The organism is Sphingomonas glacialis, assembly GCF_006439055.1.
In the GTDB taxonomy this organism is placed as follows: Bacteria; Pseudomonadota; Alphaproteobacteria; order Sphingomonadales; family Sphingomonadaceae; genus Sphingomonas; species Sphingomonas glacialis_A.
Window position 1 is genome coordinate 115,155 of record NZ_RCZC01000007.1, and the last position, 19,009, is coordinate 134,163.

Genomic DNA, 19,009 nt, shown 5'->3' on the forward strand with positions numbered 1-19,009 from the left:
ATGACCACCCTGACACGCCGGATGCTGGTCGGCGCCGGCCTCGCGCTGCCGACCGCGGCCGCGATCTTGCCCCCGGCGCGCGCGAGCGAGGCGCGCGGCGGCGGTGAACGCGCGCCCGCCGAGACCCAAGCCGCGCTGGCACCGCGCGAACGGCAGCGCTTCGACACCGGTTGGCGTTTCGCGCTCGGTCACGGCACCGATCCGACCAAGGATTTCGATTTCGGCTTTGGCCAGGCCGACTTCTCGAAGACCGGGATCATCAAGATCGCCAAGAGTGATTTCGATGACAAAGCGTGGCGCACGGTCGATCTGCCGCATGATTGGGCTGTCGAACTCCCCTTCGTCCAGGACGACAAAGGCGAGGGCGATGCGCAACTGCGCTCGCATGGCTATCGGCCGCTCGGGCGGCGCTATCCCGCCACCAGCGTCGGCTGGTATCGGCGGAGCTTCGCGGTGCCCAAGAGCGATCTCGGGCGACGGATAACGATCGAATTCGACGGCGCGATGCGCGACGTGCTGGTGTTCGTCAACGGGTGCTTCATCGGCCGCAACGCCAATGGCTATGCGCCCTTCGCCTTCGATCTGACCGATTTCCTCGATTATGGCGGCACCAACGCCATCGCGATCCGCGTCGATGCGAGCTTCGGCGACGGCTGGTTCTACGAAGGGGCCGGCCTCTATCGCCACGTCTGGCTGCGAAAGACCGACCCTGTTCATTTCGGCGCGTGGGAGACGGTCGTGCGCGCGACGCCCGGTGCCGGCGGCGCGACGCTCGACCTGTCGACGATCATCGAGAATGCCGGACGCGTGGCGGCCGATGCCGCGCTCGACTGGACGATCGTCGATGCGAAAGGGACCGTGGTCGCGCGCGCGACTGTACCCGCCCAGACGATCGCTCCGGCCGGAACGGCGACCTACCGCACCAGTGCGCGCGTCGCGAACCCTGCGATGTGGTCGCTCGAGACGCCGCACCTCTACACCGCGGTGGTCAAGGTCATCGCGAACGGCACGCTTCGCGACGCCGAGCGCGTCAGCTTCGGCATCCGCACCTCACGCTTCGACGCCGATCGCGGGTTCTTCCTCAACGACGTACCGCTCAAGATCCAGGGGACGTGCAACCACCAGAATCATGCCGGTGTCGGCGCGGCCTTGCCCGACCGGCTGCAGACCTACCGGCTAGAGGTGCTGAAAGGCATGGGCTGCAACGCGGTCCGTTCGTCGCACAATATGCCGACGCCCGAATGGGTCGAGGCGTGCGACCGGATGGGCGTGATGCTGCTCTGCGAAACGCGCCAGCTGAGCTCGAACCCGAGCGGCATGGCCGAGCTCGAACTGATGGTGAAGCGCTTCCGCAATTCCCCCTCGATCATCGGCTGGTCGATCGGCAATGAGGAATATATCCTCCAGCAAGGCGACCTTGCGCCACAGGGCGCGCGGATCGCGCAGGCGATGGTCGATCGCTGCCACGCGCTCGACCCGACCCGGCCAGTCACCGCGGCGGTCAATTGGAACAACGAGGCGGGCGTGTCCGAGCCGCTCGATATCATCGGCTTCAACTATCACCCCGAATTCCCCGAGCCGTTCCACAAGAAATACCCCAAGCGCCCGATCTACGGCTCGGAAACGTCGAGCGCGATCGCGACGCGCGGCGAATATCGCACCGATGCCGCGCGCCATACGATGAGTTCGTACGATGGCGTGGTCGGCTGGGGCACGACGCCTGAGCAATGGTGGAGCCAATATGGCGCGCACGACTGGCTCGCCGGTGGGTTCGCCTGGACGGGGTTCGATTATCGCGGCGAACCCACGCCTTATTCCTGGCCGTCGAACGCGTCGCAGTTCGGGATCGTCGATCTGTGCGGTTTCCCGAAGGATTATTACTATTACTACAAGGCGTGGTGGGGGAAGGCGCCGAGCCTGCATCTCTTCCCGCACTGGAACTGGGCGGGGCAGGAGGGCAAGCCGGTCTCGGTCTGGGTCTATTCCAATCTCGACGAGATCGAATTGCTGCTCAACGGGCAGAGCCTCGGCCCCAAGCCGATGCCGCGCCTGAAGCACGTCGAATGGCAAGTGCCCTATACGCCCGGCGTGATCGAGGCGATCGGCCGCCGCGATGGCCGCATCGTGCTGCGCCAGCGGCGCGAGACGACGGGGCCGGGGCAGCGCCTGCGCCTGACAGCCGACCGCCAGACGATCGCCGCGGACGGGTGCGATGTTGCGATGCTGACGGTCGATCTGCTCGACGCGCGCGGTCGCGCGGTGCCGACCGCGAACGACGCGCTGCGTTTCCGCGTATCGGGCGCGGGCAAGCTGATCGGCGTCGGCAACGGCAACCCCAACAGCCTCGAAAGCGACACCGCGCCGCAGCGCATGCTGTTCAACGGGCTCGCCCAGTTGATCGTCCAATCGACCGGTCGCCCGGGTGCGCTCACGGTCGAGGCGTTTGCGGCCGACGGGAGCGCGCTCACCCCGGCTTCGATCCGGCTGAGCGCTGCGCGAAGCGTGTGACGTCGGCTGGTCGGATGGCCTAGCGGTGCGCCGGCTCGATCGTCAGGCCGTCTTCGCGGCCTTGCGATCCAGCGTAAAGAACGCCGTCAGCCCCGCCGCGATCGCCGATACCGCCGCGGCGAGCGCGGCGGTCCGGAACTGGCCGATCAGCGCCGCGCCCGATGCGGTGATCACTGCGCCGGCAAGCGCCGTCGCGATCAGGCCGCCGGTCCGCGCGATCGCGCTGTTGAAGCCCGACGCCGTCCCGGTGTGCCGATCGTCGACCGATGCCAGGACGGCGGTGGTCAGCGGAGCGACCGCCCCCGCCATGCCGAGCGCGACGATCGCGATGCCCGGCAGCACGCCGGTCCAATAGCTCGCGGACGGATCGATGCGGCTCATCACGAGGAACCCCATGCCGGTGACGAGCGGCCCGAGGGTGAGCGGCCAGCGCGGCCCGATCCGCTCGGCCAGCCGCCCGGCGAGCCGCGAGGCGACGCCGATCACGATCGAAAAGGGCAGCAAAGCGAACCCCGCCTCGCTCGGCGAATAGCTGCCCCCGACGATCAGCAGATAGGGGATCGAGACGAGAAGTCCGCCGAGTGCGCCATACAGCAGCAGGGTGAGCACGCTCAGCCCGACGAACGGTCGCGATGCGAACAGCGTGAGCGGCATCATCGCGCGATCGCCGGCGCGGTGTTCGGTCCAGAGGAACGCCGCCAGCAGCGCGAGCCCCGCGCCGAGGCCGATCCATGTTCCGCTCGATGCCGCATGGCGGCTCGACCACAACGTCAGTGCCCAGGTCAGCGCGCCGAGCGCGCTGGTCGCGAGCAAAGCCCCGCGCCAGTCGAGCTGCTGCGGGCTGCGTCCGCTTTCCGCGACGTAGCGGCGCGCGACGACGATCGCAGCGAATGCGACGGGGAGATTGAGGTAGAAGATCGCCCGCCAGCCCACCGTCTCGACCAGCCAGCCGCCGAGCGGCGGGCCGATCGCGCTGGCGATCGCGCCGGCTGCCGCCCACGTCCCGATCGCGCGCCCGCGCGCCTCGCCCTCGAACGAGCTGCCGAGAATGCCCAGGCTGTTGGGCATCAGGATCGCCGCGCCCACGCCCTGTGCGGCACGCGCGGCGAGTAGGACGGGCAAATTGGGCGCCAGCGCACACCCGGCCGATGCCAGCGCGAACAGCACGATCCCGAGCGTCAGCATCCGCCGGCGCCCGAAATGATCCCCCGCCGCGCCGCCGAGCAGCAGCAGCGCCGAGAGCGGCAGCAGATAGGCGTTGATGATCCACGGGACCGCCGCCGCGTCACCATCGAGCGTCGTGCCGATCGCGGGGAGCGCGACGTTGGTCACCGAACCGTCGATGAACGCGAGGCTCGAGGCGAGCATCGTCGCCGCGATCGTCCAATTCGGGTGTCGCACCGCGCTGCCTGCGCCGACCTGCGCCTGGCCGTGATCGGACACTGGGGTGAGCGTGGCGTTCATGCGCTTGGACCAAGCTGGCGGCGGAAGTGGGACCGCGGCGGCGCGCTGTCCGGCCGGCACGCTTTGCGTGCGACCGACGTGACCCGCTCATCTCGCCGCTTCGAGCGACGCGGTGGCGGTGCGAAGGCGGGGGAATCGCTTGGCATAGGGTGGAGCCTTTAGCCGCTTTCGATGCAGCGTCCCATGCACGATCTGCGCCGCCGAACGCGGGTTGGTCCCCGGGGGGCATGGTCGATCGGTCTCGCTCGCCCCAACGGGGACGCCGGCGCTCAACCTACCCGCGCTCCGCCGCACTGCCGCCAGCGCGGCGCGGCGTTCTCCACTTGGCGCCGTCTCGTACAGTCCCGCGACTGGACCGGTTCGGATCGAGCATTTGCTTGCGTCCGCGGCGGACCTCCGCCTATCGGTAGAAGGAGAGGGCAGAGGGATCGGCATGAAGGAAACGCGCAGCTCGCGGCGGCACAATGTGCCGACGGTCGGCGATGTCGCAGCGCATGCCGGCGTCTCGCCGATGACGGTTTCGCGCGTCGTCAGCGGCAAGGGCGGGGTTCGCGACGAGATGCGCAAGCGCGTCGAAGCCGCGGTCGCCGCGCTCAAATACGCGCCCAATGCCGCCGCGCGGACGCTGGCGGGGGGCGAGGAGATCCGCATCGGCCTGCTCCATTCCAATCCGAGCTTTGCCTATCTCAGCGAATTCCTCGTCGGCAGCCTCGACCAGGCGAGCCGTAGCAATGTCCAGATGCTTGTCGAGAAATGCGACGATGCGCGCGATGCCGAGGCGGCGGTCGCGCATCTGGTAAGTGCTCGGGTCGACGGCATCGTGCTGCCGCCGCCGCTCAGTGATTCACCCGCCGTGCTCGACGTGATCCGCGCGACCGGCCTGCCGATCGTCGCCGTCGCGACCGGGCGCGCGCCCGACTGGGCATTGTCGGTCAGCATCGATGATCACCGCGCCGCCTATGACATGACCCGCCATCTTGGTGCGCTTGGGCATCGACGGATCGGCTTCATCATCGGCAACCCCAACCAGGCGGCGAGCGCCGAACGGCTCGCGGGGCACCGTGCGGCGCTGGCCGACATGGCGCTCGAGGATGCGCCGGAACTGATCGAGCAGGGGCTGTTTACCTATCGCTCGGGTCTGGCCGCGGCCGAAGTGCTGCTCGCGCTGCCGGATCCGCCGACCGCGATCTTCGCGTCGAACGACGACATGGCGGCGGCGAGCGTCGCGATCGCGCATCGGCGCGGGCTCGACGTCCCCAGCGACCTGACGGTGTGCGGCTTCGACGACACCGCGCTCGCAACGACGATCTGGCCCGAACTGACGACGATCCGCCAGCCGGTGACCGAGATGTCGCGCAAGGCGGTCGAGCTGCTGGTACAGGCGATCCGCGCGCAGCGCGCGGGCGATGCCGAGGTGCTGGCCGACCCGCATATGCTGGTCGACTACACGCTGATCCGCCGGCAGTCCGATGCCGTCCCGCGGTCGGCCCCGACGGCGCGACGCCACCTCGGCTGACGGCCGACCAGGCGCTAGCCCCAGTCGCGCGCGAAGCGTCCCGAAGCGGGGATCGTGATCTCGAACCGCTCGGCACCCGATCGCACTGCGACCGTCGAACCCGCCGTCCCGCGCACGACAAGCGCGCTCGGATGCCCCTGCCGCCAGCGCAGATCGACGCGGAGCGCGCCGCGCGCGCGAAAGCCGCTGATCGCGCCGTCGGGCCATGCCGAGGGCAGCGCGGGCAGCAGGTGAAGCTCGCCGCCCCACGACTGGACCAGCATCTCGAGGATCCCGGCGCTGCCGCCGAAATTGCCGTCGATCTGGAACGGCGGATGCGCATCGAACATGTTGGGATAGGTGCGCTTCGAACCGAGCAGCCCGTTCAGCACGGCGTGCGCATGGTCGCCTTCGCCCATCCGCGCCCACAGGCAGAGCCGCCATGCGGTCGCCCAGCCAGTTGAAAGATCGCCGCGCCGGCGCAGGCTGACCTTGGCCGCCTCGATCAATGCCGGCGTGTCGCGCAGATTGATCTGCGCGCTCGGATAGACGGCATAGAGGTGCGAGACATGGCGGTGGTGGATGTCGGGCGCGGCCTCGTCCCAATCCTCGAGCCATTCCTGCAACTGACCCGCCGCGCCGATCCGGTCGGGCGCGATCCGTGCGCGCGCGCCCGCGACCTGTTCGAGCCAGGCCTCGTCGCGCCGCAGCCGTCGTCCCGCCGCCACCGTATTGGCGAACAGGTCGCCGATGATCTGCCGGTCCATCGCCGGACCGACGCACAGCGACGATCCGAACGGATGCGCGTTTTCGGGTGAAAGCGACGGCGACGTGACGAGCCCGCGCCCGTTCGGATCCTCGACAAGCGTGTCGAGGAAGAAGTGCGACGCGCCCTGCAGCAGCGGATAGAGCCGCGCGAGGAAGGCATCGTCGCGGCTATGATCCCAATGGTCGTACAGCGTGTTGCACAGCCACGCGCCGCCGCACGGCCACAGCCCCCAGAGCGGTCCGTCGATCGGCGCGGTCGCGCGCCAGATGTCGGTATTGTGGTGCGCCACCCAGCCGCGCGCGCCGTACATCGTCCGCGCGGTCTTCGCGCCGCGGATCGCCAGCGCCTCGGTCATCCGGACGAGCGGCTCGATGAGGATACCGAGCGCGGCGGGATCGGCGGGCCAATAGTTCATCTCGGTATTGATGTTGATCGTATATTTGCTGTCCCAGGGCGGGGTGGTCCCCTCGTTCCAGATGCCCTGCAGATTGGCCGGCTGCGTCCCCGGGCGCGACGAAGCGATCAGCAGGTAGCGGCCATATTGCAGGTAGAGCGCGGCGAGCCCTGGATCGCCGCCGTCCTCGGCCGCCGCGATCCTCCGGTCGGTGGGCAAGGCGGCGGCGGGGCTGGTGCCGAGGTCGATCGTGAAGCCGCCGAACAGCGCGCCATGGTCGGCGACATGGCGGCGGCGCAACGCCGCATAGGCGTGCCGTTCGGCAGCGACCCCCGCCGCGCGCGCCTTGGCGACCGCATCGCCGCCCGTGTCGTGGAAGTCGACATAGCTTGTCGCGGCGGTGATCCGCAGCGTCACCTGCCGAGCCCCGCGCACGCTGATGCCGTGTTCGCTGGTGACGATCGCGCCGTCGCCCGCTGCATGGACGCGCAGCGCGTAGTGCAGTCCCGGCGGAATGCCGCTCGATGCTTCGTTGCCGCCGGTAACCAGGATCGCGCGCGCGCCGTCTGGGGCGATGACGACGCCGGGTTTGTCGGGGCCCGCGTCCTCGCGCAGCAGCCAATCGGTGGTGGAACTCGCGAGCGGCGCGGCACCCTCGCCGAATTGCGCGCGCGGTGTGCGGACCGCGCGGGGCGCGCGATAGGTAAGGTCGAAGTCGAGCGTTCCGCCCTCTGCCTCGAGCCGCACCACGATCGCCTGATCGGGTGCCGAGACGAACGCTTCGCGCGTGTACCGCGCTGCGCCATCGCTGTAGCGCGTGGTGGCGATGCCGGTGGCGAGGTCGAGCTCGCGCTCATATGCGCTCGGTTGCAGCGCCGCCGCAAAGTCGAGCAGCAGGTCACCGAGCGAGCCGTACGGCATTTGCGACAAGGGCTTGGCCATCATCTTGGCCGCGGCAAGATCGGTCGCTTCCTTATAGCGCCCCGCGGCTAGCAGCGCGCGCACCTGCGGCAGCGCGGCGAGCGCCTCGGGATTGTCGGGGTCGTAGGGGGCGCCCGCCCACAGCGTGTCCTCGTTGAGCTGCAAGCGCTCCTGCGCCACCCGCCCAAACACCATCGCCCCGAGCCGGCCATTGCCGAGCGGAAGCGCCTCGGTCCACAGCCCGGCCGGCTGCTGATACCAGAGCCGATCGCGCTGCGGCGCCGCTGGCGGCTGGGCCGACAGCAGCGACGGCGCGGCGCCGAGCGCAAGCCCGGCGGCCAGCGTTTCGCGGCGGTTGAAGGCCGAGGGCGTTTTGGTCGATGGCATCGCGGTTCCCCGTCGGCGTCGGCTAGAGCGGCCGCCGGATCGTCACGTCGGTCGGTCGGTCCGGCGCTCGGGCGTCAGCTTCCAATAGGTCGCATAGCGCTCGTGCGCGATGCGATGATATGGGACGAGGCGCACCGGCGCCTGATTGGACGCGGCGATCGTGAATTCGAGCGGTCGGTCCCCGGGAGTGACCGCGCGCGCGATGCTGTCGGGATTGCCCGTCAGCATCGGCGCCGCAAACGGCGCATCGTTGTAATCGCCATATTTGCGTTCGTTGACGATGATGTCGGCGCCGGGCGCCAATCCCGCGCGGCCCAACGCGCCCGCCAGCACGAGCGGCCCATAGGTGAGCGCGACGATGTCCGGCGCGGCGGGCGCATGTTGCACGGCGACCTCCATCGCCAGCCGCAGCTCGACCACGTCGCCATTCTGCCAGGTCCGCGCGACCTCGACATAGCTTGCGGGGTTTGCGGACCGCGCCACCTCCGCACCGTTGACCAGGACGATCGCGGTTGCGCTCCAGCCCGGATGCCGCAGGCGCAGCGCCGCGCGCACGGGCCGTTGCGCGGTCCATTTGAGTGTCGTCACCGGCGCGTCGGGGAAGCGCGTCGTCTGGGTGAGCACGGCGCCCTTCGCCTTCCACGCCACCGACGAGGGGATGAACAGGTTCACATAGAGCGCGTCGGCGTCGTGGAAGTAGATCGAGTCGCGATATTTGACATGGTTCTCCATGCCCGTGCCGGTGCAGCACCAGAACGAATGCTCGGGCGTATGGTAGAGCTTCATGTAGCCCGGGCGCGCACCCTGGAAATAGGTCGCCATGCCGCTCTCGGGATCCTGCGAGGCGAGGATGCCGTTGTAGAGCGTGCGCTCATAGAAATCGGCATAGGCCGGCTGCGGATCGTGGAGGAACAGCGACCGCGTAAGCTTGAGCATATTGTGCTGGCCGCACGTCTCCGAGCCCTTGGCGGAAAAGACGTGGTCGGCGAAGTCCGCCACCGGGAAGAAATGCTCGTTGTCGCCATGCCCGCCGCTCGCGAACGATCGGTTGAGCACCACGGTCTTCCAGAAGAACGCCGCCGCCTCGTGATATTCGGGCTTGCCGGTCGCTTCCCAGACGCGCTGGAAACCGATGATCTTGGGGATCTGCGTGTTGGCGTGCATCCCGTCGAGCGTATCGCGGCGCTGCGCCAGCGGGGTGAGCACCGCCTTCTGCGAGAAGCGCTCGGCAAGCAGGCGATAGTCGGCATTGCCGGTCATCGCGAACAGATCGGCAAAGGTCTCGCTCATCCCGCCATGTTCGGTCTCGAGCATGGTCTCGAACTGCGCGTCGCTCAGCGGCCGGGTCGCGACGACCGCCCAGTCGGCGAAGCGCAACAGCACCGCGCGCGATGTCGCGCTGTCGGTGAGCAAGACCGCATCGCGCAGCCCGGCATAGATCTTGTGGAGCGTATACCATGGCACGCCGGTGATCTTATCGCCGCGCAGATGCGCCGCGACGACCGCGGGGCCGTCGGGGAAGGCGCAGACCAGCCCGCTGTTCGAGGCCTTCTGGCATTGCGCCAACTCGCTCGCGATATGCTCGATGCGCTGCTTGAAGCGCGCATCCCTGGTCGACCGGTAGGCCAGCGCACAGGCCGACAGATAATGGCCGAGCGTATGGCCCTGGCAATTGATGTCGGCCCAGATCGGCTCCGACTCCCATCCGCCATAGACCGGGGCCTTCGCGGCGAGGCCGGCATTGACGCGGAAATTGTGGAGCAGGCGATCGGGCTCGAGCGCCAGCAGATACGCCTCGGTCATGCGTTGCGCGTGGAGGAACGGGCTCTCGAGAAGCGTCACATCGGCGATATCGAACGGTTGGAGCTTGGTCACGGGCGGGGTGCCGGCAACTGGTGCCGCCAGGATCGGCGCGGGATCGACGAGCAGGCAGCTTGCCAGCGCGCCGACACTGACCCCGAGCAGGAAATTCCGGCGCGGCTGGCTGGAACAGTGATCGGACATGCAAAACCTCGCCTGGTATCGTTCTTGTCGGACAAAATCGCTTTCTCGCGATCCGATGTCAAGTTCGGGACGAAGTGCCCATGCCTGGCGATGGCCAGCTCGTTAGCGACGATGGCCGCTACGCCTGCCGCTGGGCGCACCCGCCACGAGCGACATGGATATGATAACGTAAACATGATCCTCAGCCTCTTTTTCGGCGATCGAGCGTTCCGGAATGGCGATCGCGCTGGGCGCAGGCCATTCCGGCTGGTAGCGAGGCGAATCTACAGCTCGGCAAGGGTGTGAGCATTGGCAAGAAGTCCGACGCGCGGACGTAGCGCGACGATCATCGACGTGGCGGCACGGGCCGGGGTCTCCCCGATGACGGTATCGCGCGTCATCAACGGCCGCGTTGGGGTCGGCCCCGAGACGCGTGCGAGCGTGGTCGAGGCGATCCGGGCGCTGGGCTATTCGCCTAACGTCGCCGCGCGCAGCCTGGTCACCTCGGGCGAATTGCGGATCGGCGTGATCTATTCGAACCCGAGCGCGGCGTTCATGAGCGATTTCCTGACCGGCGTCTTCGAGGAAGCGACGGTGCGCGGGGCGCGGCTGATCCTGTTGAAAGGCGAGGCGGGGCGTCCTCCGGCGCAATCCGACCTGGAAGATTTCGTCGCGTCGGGCGTCTCGGGCGTCATCCTCGCGCCGCCGCTCGGCGAGTCCCCGGCGGTGCTGCAGATGCTGCGCGACGCCGAGCTGCCCGTCGCGTGCGTCGGCGCGCATGGCGTGGACGGCGCGATCTGCGTGCGGATCGACGATCGGCGCGCGGCCTATGAGATGACGCGCGACCTGATCGCGCTGGGCCACCGGCGGCTCGGCTTCGTCGTCGGCAATCCCGACCAGTCGGCCAGCGCCGAGCGGCTCGCGGGCTTCCACGCTGCCGTGCGCGAGGCGGGCGACGTGCAGACGATGATCGCGCAGGGCGATTTCAGCTATGCTTCGGGGCTCGTCGCGGGCGAGCAGTTGCTCGGCGCACCGTCGGCGCCGACCGCGATCTTCGCGAGCAACGACGATATGGCGGCGGCGGTCGTCTCGGTCGCGCATCGGCGGCATCTCGACGTGCCCGGGCAACTGACCGTGGTCGGCTTCGACGATACCACCGCCGCGGTGATGCTGTGGCCGCCGCTCACCACGATCAACCAGCCGGTGCGCAAGCTCGCCGCCGAGGCGCTCGGCCTGCTCGTCGCCGAGATCGCCGCGCCGTCGGCGCCCTCGAGCGACCATATCCTCGAGCATGGCATCGTCCACCGCCAGTCGACCGCCGCGCCATCGGACGCATAACGCCCGATCAGCCGGGATCGCTGCCTTCGTAGCGGAAGGAGCGGAAGTCGGCCGGGATCGCGGTGCCCGCCATGTCCTGGCACGCCATGCCGACAAAGGTGCCGGTGAAGTTGGGCAATCCGCCGAGCGAGGCCTCATCCGACAGGATGCTCGCATCGAGGATCCCGGCCGCGTCGTGCCACGCCATGTCGCCCGCGCGGCGCCAGCCGAAGCGGAGCCGGTCGTCCTCTACCTCCACGCGCAAATCGATCGCGCCGTCGGGGAGCGCGTCCGTGACCAGCGTCATCGTGCAACTGCCATCGTGGGGCCAGGCGCTCATCACCTGGAGCTGGCGGGCGCCCTGGTCGCGGGTGATGTGGAGATAGTGGAACTTGGTGCTGTTGTAGTAGCAGATCAGCCCGGCGGCCTGCTGGAAGTTGACCGGGTCGAACTCGACCTGCGTCGTCGCGGTGTAGCGGAAATGCTCCTGCCGGCGCGCGACCAGCGCCTGGCGGAAGCTGCTGCCGATGCTTTCGCGGCCGTAGAGGCGGAGGTGCCCGGGGCGCTCGGTCAGGCTGAACAGCGCCTCGGTCTGCGCGGTCCGCAGCCATTGGAATGCCTCGGGCAGCATCGGATCGGCAAATTCGCCGTCCCATTCGATCTCGGGCCAAGGCGCGGACGGCAGAGCAGGCGCCGCCGGATGCGGGTCGGGCGCGGCGCCGTCGGTGAGCGTTCGCAACCAGCCATCATCGCCCCATTGCACGGGTTGCAGCGCGGTCTCGCGCCCCATCACGCAGCGCTCGCGCCCCGGCAGGGGGCGGCCGCAAAGATAGGCGATCCACGTCGTTCCATCGGCAAGCTCGACCAGATCGCCATGGCCAGTCCGCGTCAGCGGCCCCGAACGCTGCCCTGCCGCGGTCAGCACCGGGCCGTCGGGATGGACCTCGTATGGCCCGAACAGCGAGCGCGACCGCGCCATCACGACGGCGTGGTCCCAGCCGGTCCCGCCTTCGGCGACCAGCAGATGATACCAGCCATCGCGCTTGTAGAGATGCGGTCCCTCGGTGAAGCCGAGCGCGGTCCCCTCGAAGATGACGCGCCGTTCGCCGACCAGCGTCAGCGTCGCCCGGTCGAGCTCCTGGATGACGATCCCGGCGAAGCGCGAGCTGCCGGGTCGATGGTCCCACAGCATGTTGAGCAGCCAGCTGCGCCCGTCATCGTCGTGGAACAGCGCCGGATCGAACCCGCTCGCGTTGAGGAACACGGGATCTGACCACGGTCCCTCGATCGTCTCGCTCGTGACCAAGTAGTTGTGGAAATCGCGCAGCGACACGCCCGTCGCGCCGTTGACCGTGGTCTGCCCATAGCGCTTCACATCGGTGTAGATCAGCCAGAAGCGCCCATGGGCATGGCTGAGGTCGGGCGCCCACACGCCGCACGAATCGGGATCGCCGAGCATGTCGAGCTGGCTCGCGCGCTCGAGCGGGCGCGCCGCGAGCCGCCAGTGGACGAGGTCGCGGCTGTGGTGGATCCGCACGCCCGGATACCATTCGAAGGTCGAGGTCGCGATATAGATGTCGTCGCCGACGCGCACGATCGAGGGGTCGGGGTTGAAGCCGCGCAGCACGGGATTGGTCAGGTGCGTCATTTGGGTTTGCGTACCAGCGTCCAGAGGAGAATGGCGCCGAGCAGATCAAGCATGCCCAGCACCGGGAAGAACGGGCCATAGCCGATCTGATCGACCAGCCGCCCGAGAACGAGCGTGAACAGCAGCACGCCGAGATTGGCCGCCAGCCCGGCAAACCCCGCGACCGTCGCCACTTCGTCGCGCGGGAACAGGTCGGATGCCATGGTGATGACCGTCACCGACAGCGTCTGATGCGCGAACCCGCCGAGGCACAGCAGGGCGATCGCGACATAAGGGTTGGAGGCCATGCCGACGAACGCCATTCCGGTCATCAGCACCGCGCCGAGCGAGAAGGCCCAGCGCCGCGCGTCGATCAGGTCGACGCCGCGCCGCTGGAGATAGGCCACCACCGCGGGGCCGAACAGGCAGCCGAGATCGGCGGCGAGGAAGGGGAGCCAGGCGAAGATCGCGAGCTGCGTCAGGTCGAACCCGCGTACGCGCACGAGATAGAGCGGCATCCAGAACGAGAGCATCCCCCATACCGGATCGGCGAGCAGCCGCGGCAACGCGATCCCCCACAGGTCGCGCCGACGGAGCAATTTGGACAGGCGCTGGCGTTTCGCGCCGGCGGAGAGGCGTTGCTCCTGCCCGGATTCAATATGGATGCGCTCGCGTGCGCTGAGGCGGCGGTGGCGGGCAGGGGTCTGATACCAGAACAGCCAGCCGACGCACCACACCAGCCCGAGCGCACCGGCCACCAGGAAGGCCAGCCGCCAGCTCTGCGTCAGCACCGCCCAGGCGACCAGCGGCGGCGCGAACACCGCGCCGAACGATGCGCCGATATTGTAGATCCCGCCTGCCAGCCCGCGCTCGCGCGCCGGAAACCATTCGGCGACGAGCTTCTGCCCGGCCGGCTGTGCCGACCCTTCGGCAAGCCCGAGCGCGAAGCGCAAGCCCGCGAAGGACGGCCAGCCTTGCGCCCAGATATGCGCCATGGTGATCAGCGACCAGACCGCGACGCACAGCGTGAACCCGATCCGCAGCCCGGCGCCGTCGAGCAGATAGCCGATCGCCGGCTGGAACATCACGCCGATCTGAAAGGCGCTGGTGATCCACGAATATTGCTCGCTCGAGATTGCCTGCTCGCGCAGGATCACCGGCGCCGCCACGCCGAGCACCGAGCGCGCGAGATAGTTGAGAATTGTCGCGCCGACGAACAGTGCGATGATGCTCCAGCGCAGATAGGGGAACGGCCGCAACCTCGGCGTGCTGGGGTGTGCCGTATCGTTCACGCGACTCCGTCTCCTGATCGTATGGTAACGCTCACATACCCGGCTTGGGTCGAATATCTAGAGCGTTGGCGCGCCCTGGATTGGTTTCAGACGTCGATCAGCGCCGTATTGCGAAGTTTCTTGTCGGAGTATTGACTCTCCTGTCAAGTCTCGATAGCCATTGATGATAACGTTACCGTAGTGCGGCGACACAGCGTCGCGGGATCATTTAGCGCTGTCAGGTGCGCAAGCCACCGGCGGTTCAGGGAGAGGGGAAAATCCATGAAGCATGCAGAGTCGTTGCGTCCGAACTCCAAATCCGTCGTCAATCTGCGGCGTAATCGTGCGCTGCTGAGCGGCAGTGCCGTCGCGCTGATCGCCGCGCTGGCGACACCGGCTTTCGCGCAGAGCGCCACACCCGCGCCTGCCCCGCAACAGGGAGCCGAGCAAGCCGCGGCCATCAGCCAGGCCGACCAGACCGCCAACGATATCGTCGTCACCGGATCGCGCATCAAGGCGAGCGGCTTCACCGCGCCGACGCCGACCACGATGGTCGACGTCGCGCAGATCCAGAACAACGCGCAGCCCAACATCTTCACGACGATCGCGCAATTGCCCTCGCTGCAGGGATCGAGCGGATCGACCACCAACACCTTCAGCACCTCGAGCGGGCAGCAGGGGCTGAGCTCCTTCTCGCTGCGCGGACTCGGCACGATCCGCACGCTGACATTGCTCGACGGCCAGCGCGTCGTCGGCGCGTATTACACCGGCGTCACCGATATAAGCCTGTTCCCGCAATTGCTCGTTCAGCGCGTCGACGTGGTCAACGGCGGCGCCTCCGCCTCCTACGGCTCGGACGCGGTCGGTGGGGTCGTTAACTTCATCACCGATACGCATTTCACCGGCATCAAGGGCAATGTGCAGGGCGGCATCAGCACGTACGGCGATGACGGGCAGGGGCTCATCCAGCTCGCCGCCGGGCGCTCGTTCCTGCAGGATCGGCTGCACGTCGTGGTCAGCGGCGAATTCGCCAAGGAGGGCGGCGTCGGCCCGGGTGATTTCGGCACGAGCCTCGCCAGCGGTCGCGACTGGTTCACCCAGACGACGATGATCAACCGCAACGTCACCAATGACGGTTCGCCGCAATATGTCATGCGCGATTACGCGCAGCCGTACAATTTCACCAAATACGGCCTGATCACCGCCGGGCCATTGCAGGGCATCGCGTTCGACAAGGCCGGGCAGCCGTTCCAGTTCCAATACGGCTCGAACGGCACCCCGTCGCGCGCCGCCAATGGCGCGGTCAACGGCTGCTTCCCGGGCTTTTGCGTCGGGGGCGATCTGTCGGGCAACACCGACACCGGCCGCACGCTGCAATCGGCGATCCAGCGCGTCGATGGCTATGGCCGCATCGGCTACGACTTCGCCGAGAACAACGAGGCCTATGTCACCGTCAATATCGGCCAGGTGCGGACGCACAACCAGCCGACCAATGGCGCGAACAGGACCGGTCTGGTGTTGCAGTGCGCCAACCCGTTCGTCCCGGCATCGGTGCAGCAGGCGTGCGCGACCGCGGGGGTGACGCAATTCCAGTACGGCACCGCCAACGCGCTGCTGCCCAACACGCGGGTCGATACCGATCGCCGGCAATATCGCTTCGTCGGCGGGCTGAAGGGTAAGTTCGGGCTGTTCGGGACCGACTGGTCGTATGACGCCTATTACGAGCATGGCCTCAATACGACCGCGGTCGACGTCAAGAACATCGTGCTCTCGACGCATTTCAACCAGGCGATCCAGGCGATCTCGCTGAACGGCGCGATCGTCTGCGCCGATCCGGTGGCGCGCGCGAACGGCTGTGTGCCGCTCAACATCATCGGCGGGGCGACGCCTTCGGCGGCGGCGCTGCAATATGTCCAGCCGGCGAAGGGGGCGTTCCAGCGGCTGCGGATGACGCAGAACGTTGCGAGCCTGTCCTTCTCGGGCACGCCGATCGACCTGTGGGCGGGGCCGCTCGCCGTCGCGTTCGGCGGCGAGTATCGCCGCGAGGCCTATTCGGTCCGCGCCGACCCCTATGGCGCGGGCGTCTCCGACCTGAGCCCGAACACCGCGGACTATCCAGCCGACCCGACGCTGCTCGCTGCCGGGAACAATTGGTACGCGGGCAATTACAAGAACGGCAGCGGCAAGTATGACGTCAAGGAGGGCTTTCTCGAGCTCAACCTGCCGCTGTTCAAATCGGATGTCGTGGGCCGTGCCAACCTCAACGGCGCCGCGCGCGTGACCGGGTACAGCACGTCGGGCACCAACTGGACGTGGAAGATCGGGGGGACGTGGGAGACGCCGATCACCGGTCTGCGGCTGCGCGCGGTCACCTCGAAGGATGTGCGCGCGCCCAATCTGTCCGAGCTGTTCGCCGCGCCGGTCACGACGACGCTGCCCAATTTCCTCGATCCGACACGCAACGTGAACGTCGTCGCGATCCAGAATGCGATCGGCAACCCCAACCTCAAGCCCGAGAATGCGCGCAATACCGAGATCGGCGCGGTCTATTCGAACCCGCCCTGGCTGCCGGGCCTGAGCCTGTCGTTCGATTACTACCGGATCAAGGTGAAGGACGTCATCTCGAGCCTGAGCGCGGCGCAGATCGTCGATCTGTGCTTCCGCAACATCCAGCCGCAGACCTGCAGCGCGTACAATCTCAACAACCAGTCGGGGCCGAACTTCATCAACGTCCAGGCGTTCAATCTGGCGTCGATCAAGACCGACGGCTTCGATGCCGAGGCGAGCTATCGCTGGCAGCGCCCGCTGGGTCTTCCGGGGGCCTTCACGATCCGTGCGCTCGCGACGCACATCTTCGAGTTCATCACCGATCCCGGCCTCCCTGGTGTCGCGCCGACCGACTCGGCAGGCGTCAACACCGGATCGACGCCGCGCTGGAAGTGGCTCGCGATCCAGAGCTATGCCAACGACCATTTCAGCTTCACGCTGCAGGAACGGTGGTTCAGCGATGGCAATTACGGCAACCAATATGTCGTCTGCGCCGCGGGCAATTGCCCGGTCTCGACCACCAACGCGCCGACGATCGACAAGAACTTCATGCCCGGCGCATTCTATTTCGACATTGGCGGGTCCTATACCTTCGCCAAGAAGCTGACCGCCTATTTCAAGGTCGACAATGCGTTCGACCACGATCCGGCACCGTCGCCGACCTATGCCAACCCGGCGTTGTACGACATCGTCGGGCGGCTCTACCGCGTCGGGGTGCGCTTCGAGTTCTGACGCGCGACGGGGTGCGATGGGAGTTCAGCGGGGAGCGGGCCGGGCGACCGGCCCGCTCCTGTCGTCTCACGCGCGGCCGGAGGTCACGAACCACGAGCGGAACACGCCGTCCGACGTGTCCTTGAACACCAGCGGCCCGCTGCGCGCCTGGAACGCGGTCGACTGATAGCCGACCTTGACGTCGGTGAAACCCGAAGCCTCCATCAGCGCGCCATAATCGGCCGAAAGCGCACCGCGCCAATTGGGCTCGTTGTTGAACTGCGCTTCGAGCTCGGACGAGAGCTCTTCCCACAGATCGCCGAAATTGTGGATCAGCGGCACTTCGAGATGGATCGCGACGCCGCCCGGGCGGAGCAGTCGGTGGCTCTCGGCGAGGATGTTGGCCATCGCCGCCTGCGAGGTCTCGTGCAGCACGACGCAGCTGAACACGACGTCGAAATGGCCGTCGGGAAAGTTCGTCTTCTCGACATTCTGCTGCGAGAAGAGGACGCGCGCGCCGAGATGTTCCGCGCGGGCATGGGCGTAGCGCAGCATCGATGCGCCGACATCGGCGCCGTGCACCTCGGCATCGGGGAAGGCGATTGCGGCGGGGACGGTGCTGGTGCCGATCCCGCTGCCCATGTCGAGGATGCGCTTGGGCTCGATCTCGGGATAGACCGTCAGCAGATGCGCCATCGCGGTCTGCCCGCGCAGATCGTTGAGCATCCCGCCGTTGCGGCCGAGCATATAGACCGCGCCGCCGCGGTCCATCACCGCGCCCTGCAGGATCGAGCCGTCGTCATGCGCGTTGCCGCCGGGCATCAAATGGATGTCGCCGCGGTCGATATAGGCGGGCACGTCGAACGCTGCGTCGAGCGTCACCGAGCCGAGCGGGGTCGGCAGATCGGCGAGCGCCTCGAGCTGGTCGGCCTGGCGCTCGACGCTGTCGCCGACCGCGGCCCAGAGCTGGCGCTGCGACTCGCGCTTGACGGTGAGCCAGGTGCGGAAGCTGTCGAGCGCCTCCATCTTCCCGCGCAGATCGCCGACCGGATCGTTGCTCGGCGCAGCGCTCGTCTCGGTCTGTGCGACGATCGCCCCGGCCAGTTTCTTCTGCGCGGGTTCGAGCGTCTGCATCACGTGGAGCTTGAGATCGCGGATGAAGAGCTGTTCGACCAGCTCGTCATGCGACGGCTGGGCGATCAGGGGGTGGGTTTGCGCGACGGCACCTTCGTTCCAACCGCTCATACTGTCTGCTCCTTGTGCGCGACGCCGGTCACCGTGGCGAGATCCTGTTGTGCCAGCTCGTGCAGGGGCCGCAGGATCTTGGCGATACTGCGGGTCCGCAATTGCTCGCGTTCGGCCAAGGCCGCTGCGTCCGGCGTAAAGGTCTCGATCGCGTCGGGCTTGAACACACCGGCCTCGACCAGCAGCCGCTCGCACGTGTCGAGCCGCGCGCGGACGATGCTGAGCTCGGCGGTGAGCGCGAGGATCATGGCGATCGCCTGCTCGTCCTGGCCGCGCTGGCCGGGGATCTGATCGAGCTTCTTGGGGGTACGCGGTAACCGATGTTGGGTCACGGGCATCTTTCGGACTCGAGGGGTTTGGCGCGGAGCGT

Annotated in this window: 11 protein-coding genes; 4 read left to right on the forward strand and 7 right to left on the reverse strand. The window is 67.7% G+C overall.

Annotated features, from left to right (window positions below; translation table 11 throughout):
- Positions 1-2,508: a beta-galactosidase GalA gene (gene galA / locus EAH76_RS18900; RefSeq protein ID WP_140851828.1), complete on the forward strand. Its 2,508-nt coding sequence runs from the start codon at positions 1-3 to the stop codon at positions 2,506-2,508.
- 42 nt (positions 2,509-2,550) lie between these two features.
- On the opposite strand, the gene EAH76_RS18905 is transcribed toward galA, so the two are convergent.
- A complete protein-coding gene (locus EAH76_RS18905) occupies positions 2,551-3,972 on the reverse strand; it encodes an MFS transporter (protein ID WP_140851829.1) in 1,422 nt (473 codons plus the stop codon).
- A 433-nt stretch (positions 3,973-4,405) separates the two neighbouring features.
- Here EAH76_RS18905 and EAH76_RS18910 point away from each other — a divergent pair, with 433 nt between their 5' ends.
- Positions 4,406-5,488, forward strand: coding sequence for a LacI family DNA-binding transcriptional regulator (locus tag EAH76_RS18910; RefSeq protein WP_140851830.1), 1,083 nt, complete (start codon positions 4,406-4,408; stop codon positions 5,486-5,488).
- Between the two features lie 14 nt (positions 5,489-5,502).
- Here the strand turns inward: EAH76_RS18910 and EAH76_RS18915 are convergent, their stop codons facing one another.
- Both EAH76_RS18915 and EAH76_RS18920 read right to left on the reverse strand, forming a co-directional pair.
- A complete protein-coding gene (locus tag EAH76_RS18915) occupies positions 5,503-7,938 on the reverse strand; it encodes a glycoside hydrolase family 95 protein (protein ID WP_140851831.1) in 2,436 nt (811 codons plus the stop codon).
- Between the two features lie 42 nt (positions 7,939-7,980).
- Complete coding sequence (locus tag EAH76_RS18920) at positions 7,981-9,942, reverse strand: glycoside hydrolase family 127 protein (protein WP_140851832.1); 1,962 nt, start codon at positions 9,940-9,942, stop codon at positions 7,981-7,983.
- A 288-nt stretch (positions 9,943-10,230) separates the two neighbouring features.
- On the opposite strand from EAH76_RS18920, the gene EAH76_RS18925 reads away from it, so the two are divergent.
- The gene (locus EAH76_RS18925) at positions 10,231-11,259 is read left to right on the forward strand and encodes a LacI family DNA-binding transcriptional regulator (protein WP_140851833.1); all 1,029 of its coding nucleotides are present in this window, start codon (positions 10,231-10,233) and stop codon (positions 11,257-11,259) included.
- 7 nt (positions 11,260-11,266) lie between these two features.
- On the opposite strand, the gene EAH76_RS18930 is transcribed toward EAH76_RS18925, so the two are convergent.
- A complete protein-coding gene (locus EAH76_RS18930) occupies positions 11,267-12,886 on the reverse strand; it encodes a glycoside hydrolase family 43 protein (RefSeq protein WP_140851834.1) in 1,620 nt (539 codons plus the stop codon).
- Positions 12,883-14,157, reverse strand: a complete 1,275-nt coding sequence (locus EAH76_RS18935; protein WP_241659791.1) for an MFS transporter — start codon at positions 14,155-14,157, stop codon at positions 12,883-12,885. Before EAH76_RS18935 ends, EAH76_RS18930 begins: the two co-directional genes overlap by 4 nt.
- A gap of 261 nt (positions 14,158-14,418) precedes the next feature.
- On the opposite strand from EAH76_RS18935, the gene EAH76_RS18940 reads away from it, so the two are divergent.
- Positions 14,419-17,415, forward strand: a complete 2,997-nt coding sequence (locus tag EAH76_RS18940; protein WP_140851835.1) for a TonB-dependent receptor plug domain-containing protein — start codon at positions 14,419-14,421, stop codon at positions 17,413-17,415.
- A gap of 66 nt (positions 17,416-17,481) precedes the next feature.
- On the opposite strand, the gene EAH76_RS18945 is transcribed toward EAH76_RS18940, so the two are convergent.
- Positions 17,482-18,639, reverse strand: coding sequence for a class I SAM-dependent methyltransferase (locus EAH76_RS18945; protein WP_140851836.1), 1,158 nt, complete (start codon positions 18,637-18,639; stop codon positions 17,482-17,484).
- Complete coding sequence (locus EAH76_RS18950) at positions 18,636-18,971, reverse strand: hypothetical protein (protein ID WP_161989094.1); 336 nt, start codon at positions 18,969-18,971, stop codon at positions 18,636-18,638. Before EAH76_RS18950 ends, EAH76_RS18945 begins: the two co-directional genes overlap by 4 nt.
- Positions 18,972-19,009: the final 38 nt, after the last annotated feature.

What these genes read in the sequence shown, in the direction of transcription:
- galA (WP_140851828.1), top strand. Translation starts at nt 1, where the DNA reads ATGACCACCCTGACACGCCGGATGCTGGTCGGCGCCGGCCTCGCGCTG.
- EAH76_RS18905 (WP_140851829.1), bottom strand. Translation starts at nt 3,972, where the DNA reads ATGAACGCCACGCTCACCCCAGTGTCCGATCACGGCCAGGCGCAGGTC.
- EAH76_RS18910 (WP_140851830.1), top strand. Translation starts at nt 4,406, where the DNA reads ATGAAGGAAACGCGCAGCTCGCGGCGGCACAATGTGCCGACGGTCGGC.
- EAH76_RS18915 (WP_140851831.1), bottom strand. Translation starts at nt 7,938, where the DNA reads ATGCCATCGACCAAAACGCCCTCGGCCTTCAACCGCCGCGAAACGCTG.
- EAH76_RS18920 (WP_140851832.1), bottom strand. Translation starts at nt 9,942, where the DNA reads ATGTCCGATCACTGTTCCAGCCAGCCGCGCCGGAATTTCCTGCTCGGG.
- EAH76_RS18930 (WP_140851834.1), bottom strand. Translation starts at nt 12,886, where the DNA reads ATGACGCACCTGACCAATCCCGTGCTGCGCGGCTTCAACCCCGACCCC.
- EAH76_RS18940 (WP_140851835.1), top strand. Translation starts at nt 14,419, where the DNA reads ATGAAGCATGCAGAGTCGTTGCGTCCGAACTCCAAATCCGTCGTCAAT.
- EAH76_RS18945 (WP_140851836.1), bottom strand. Translation starts at nt 18,639, where the DNA reads ATGAGCGGTTGGAACGAAGGTGCCGTCGCGCAAACCCACCCCCTGATC.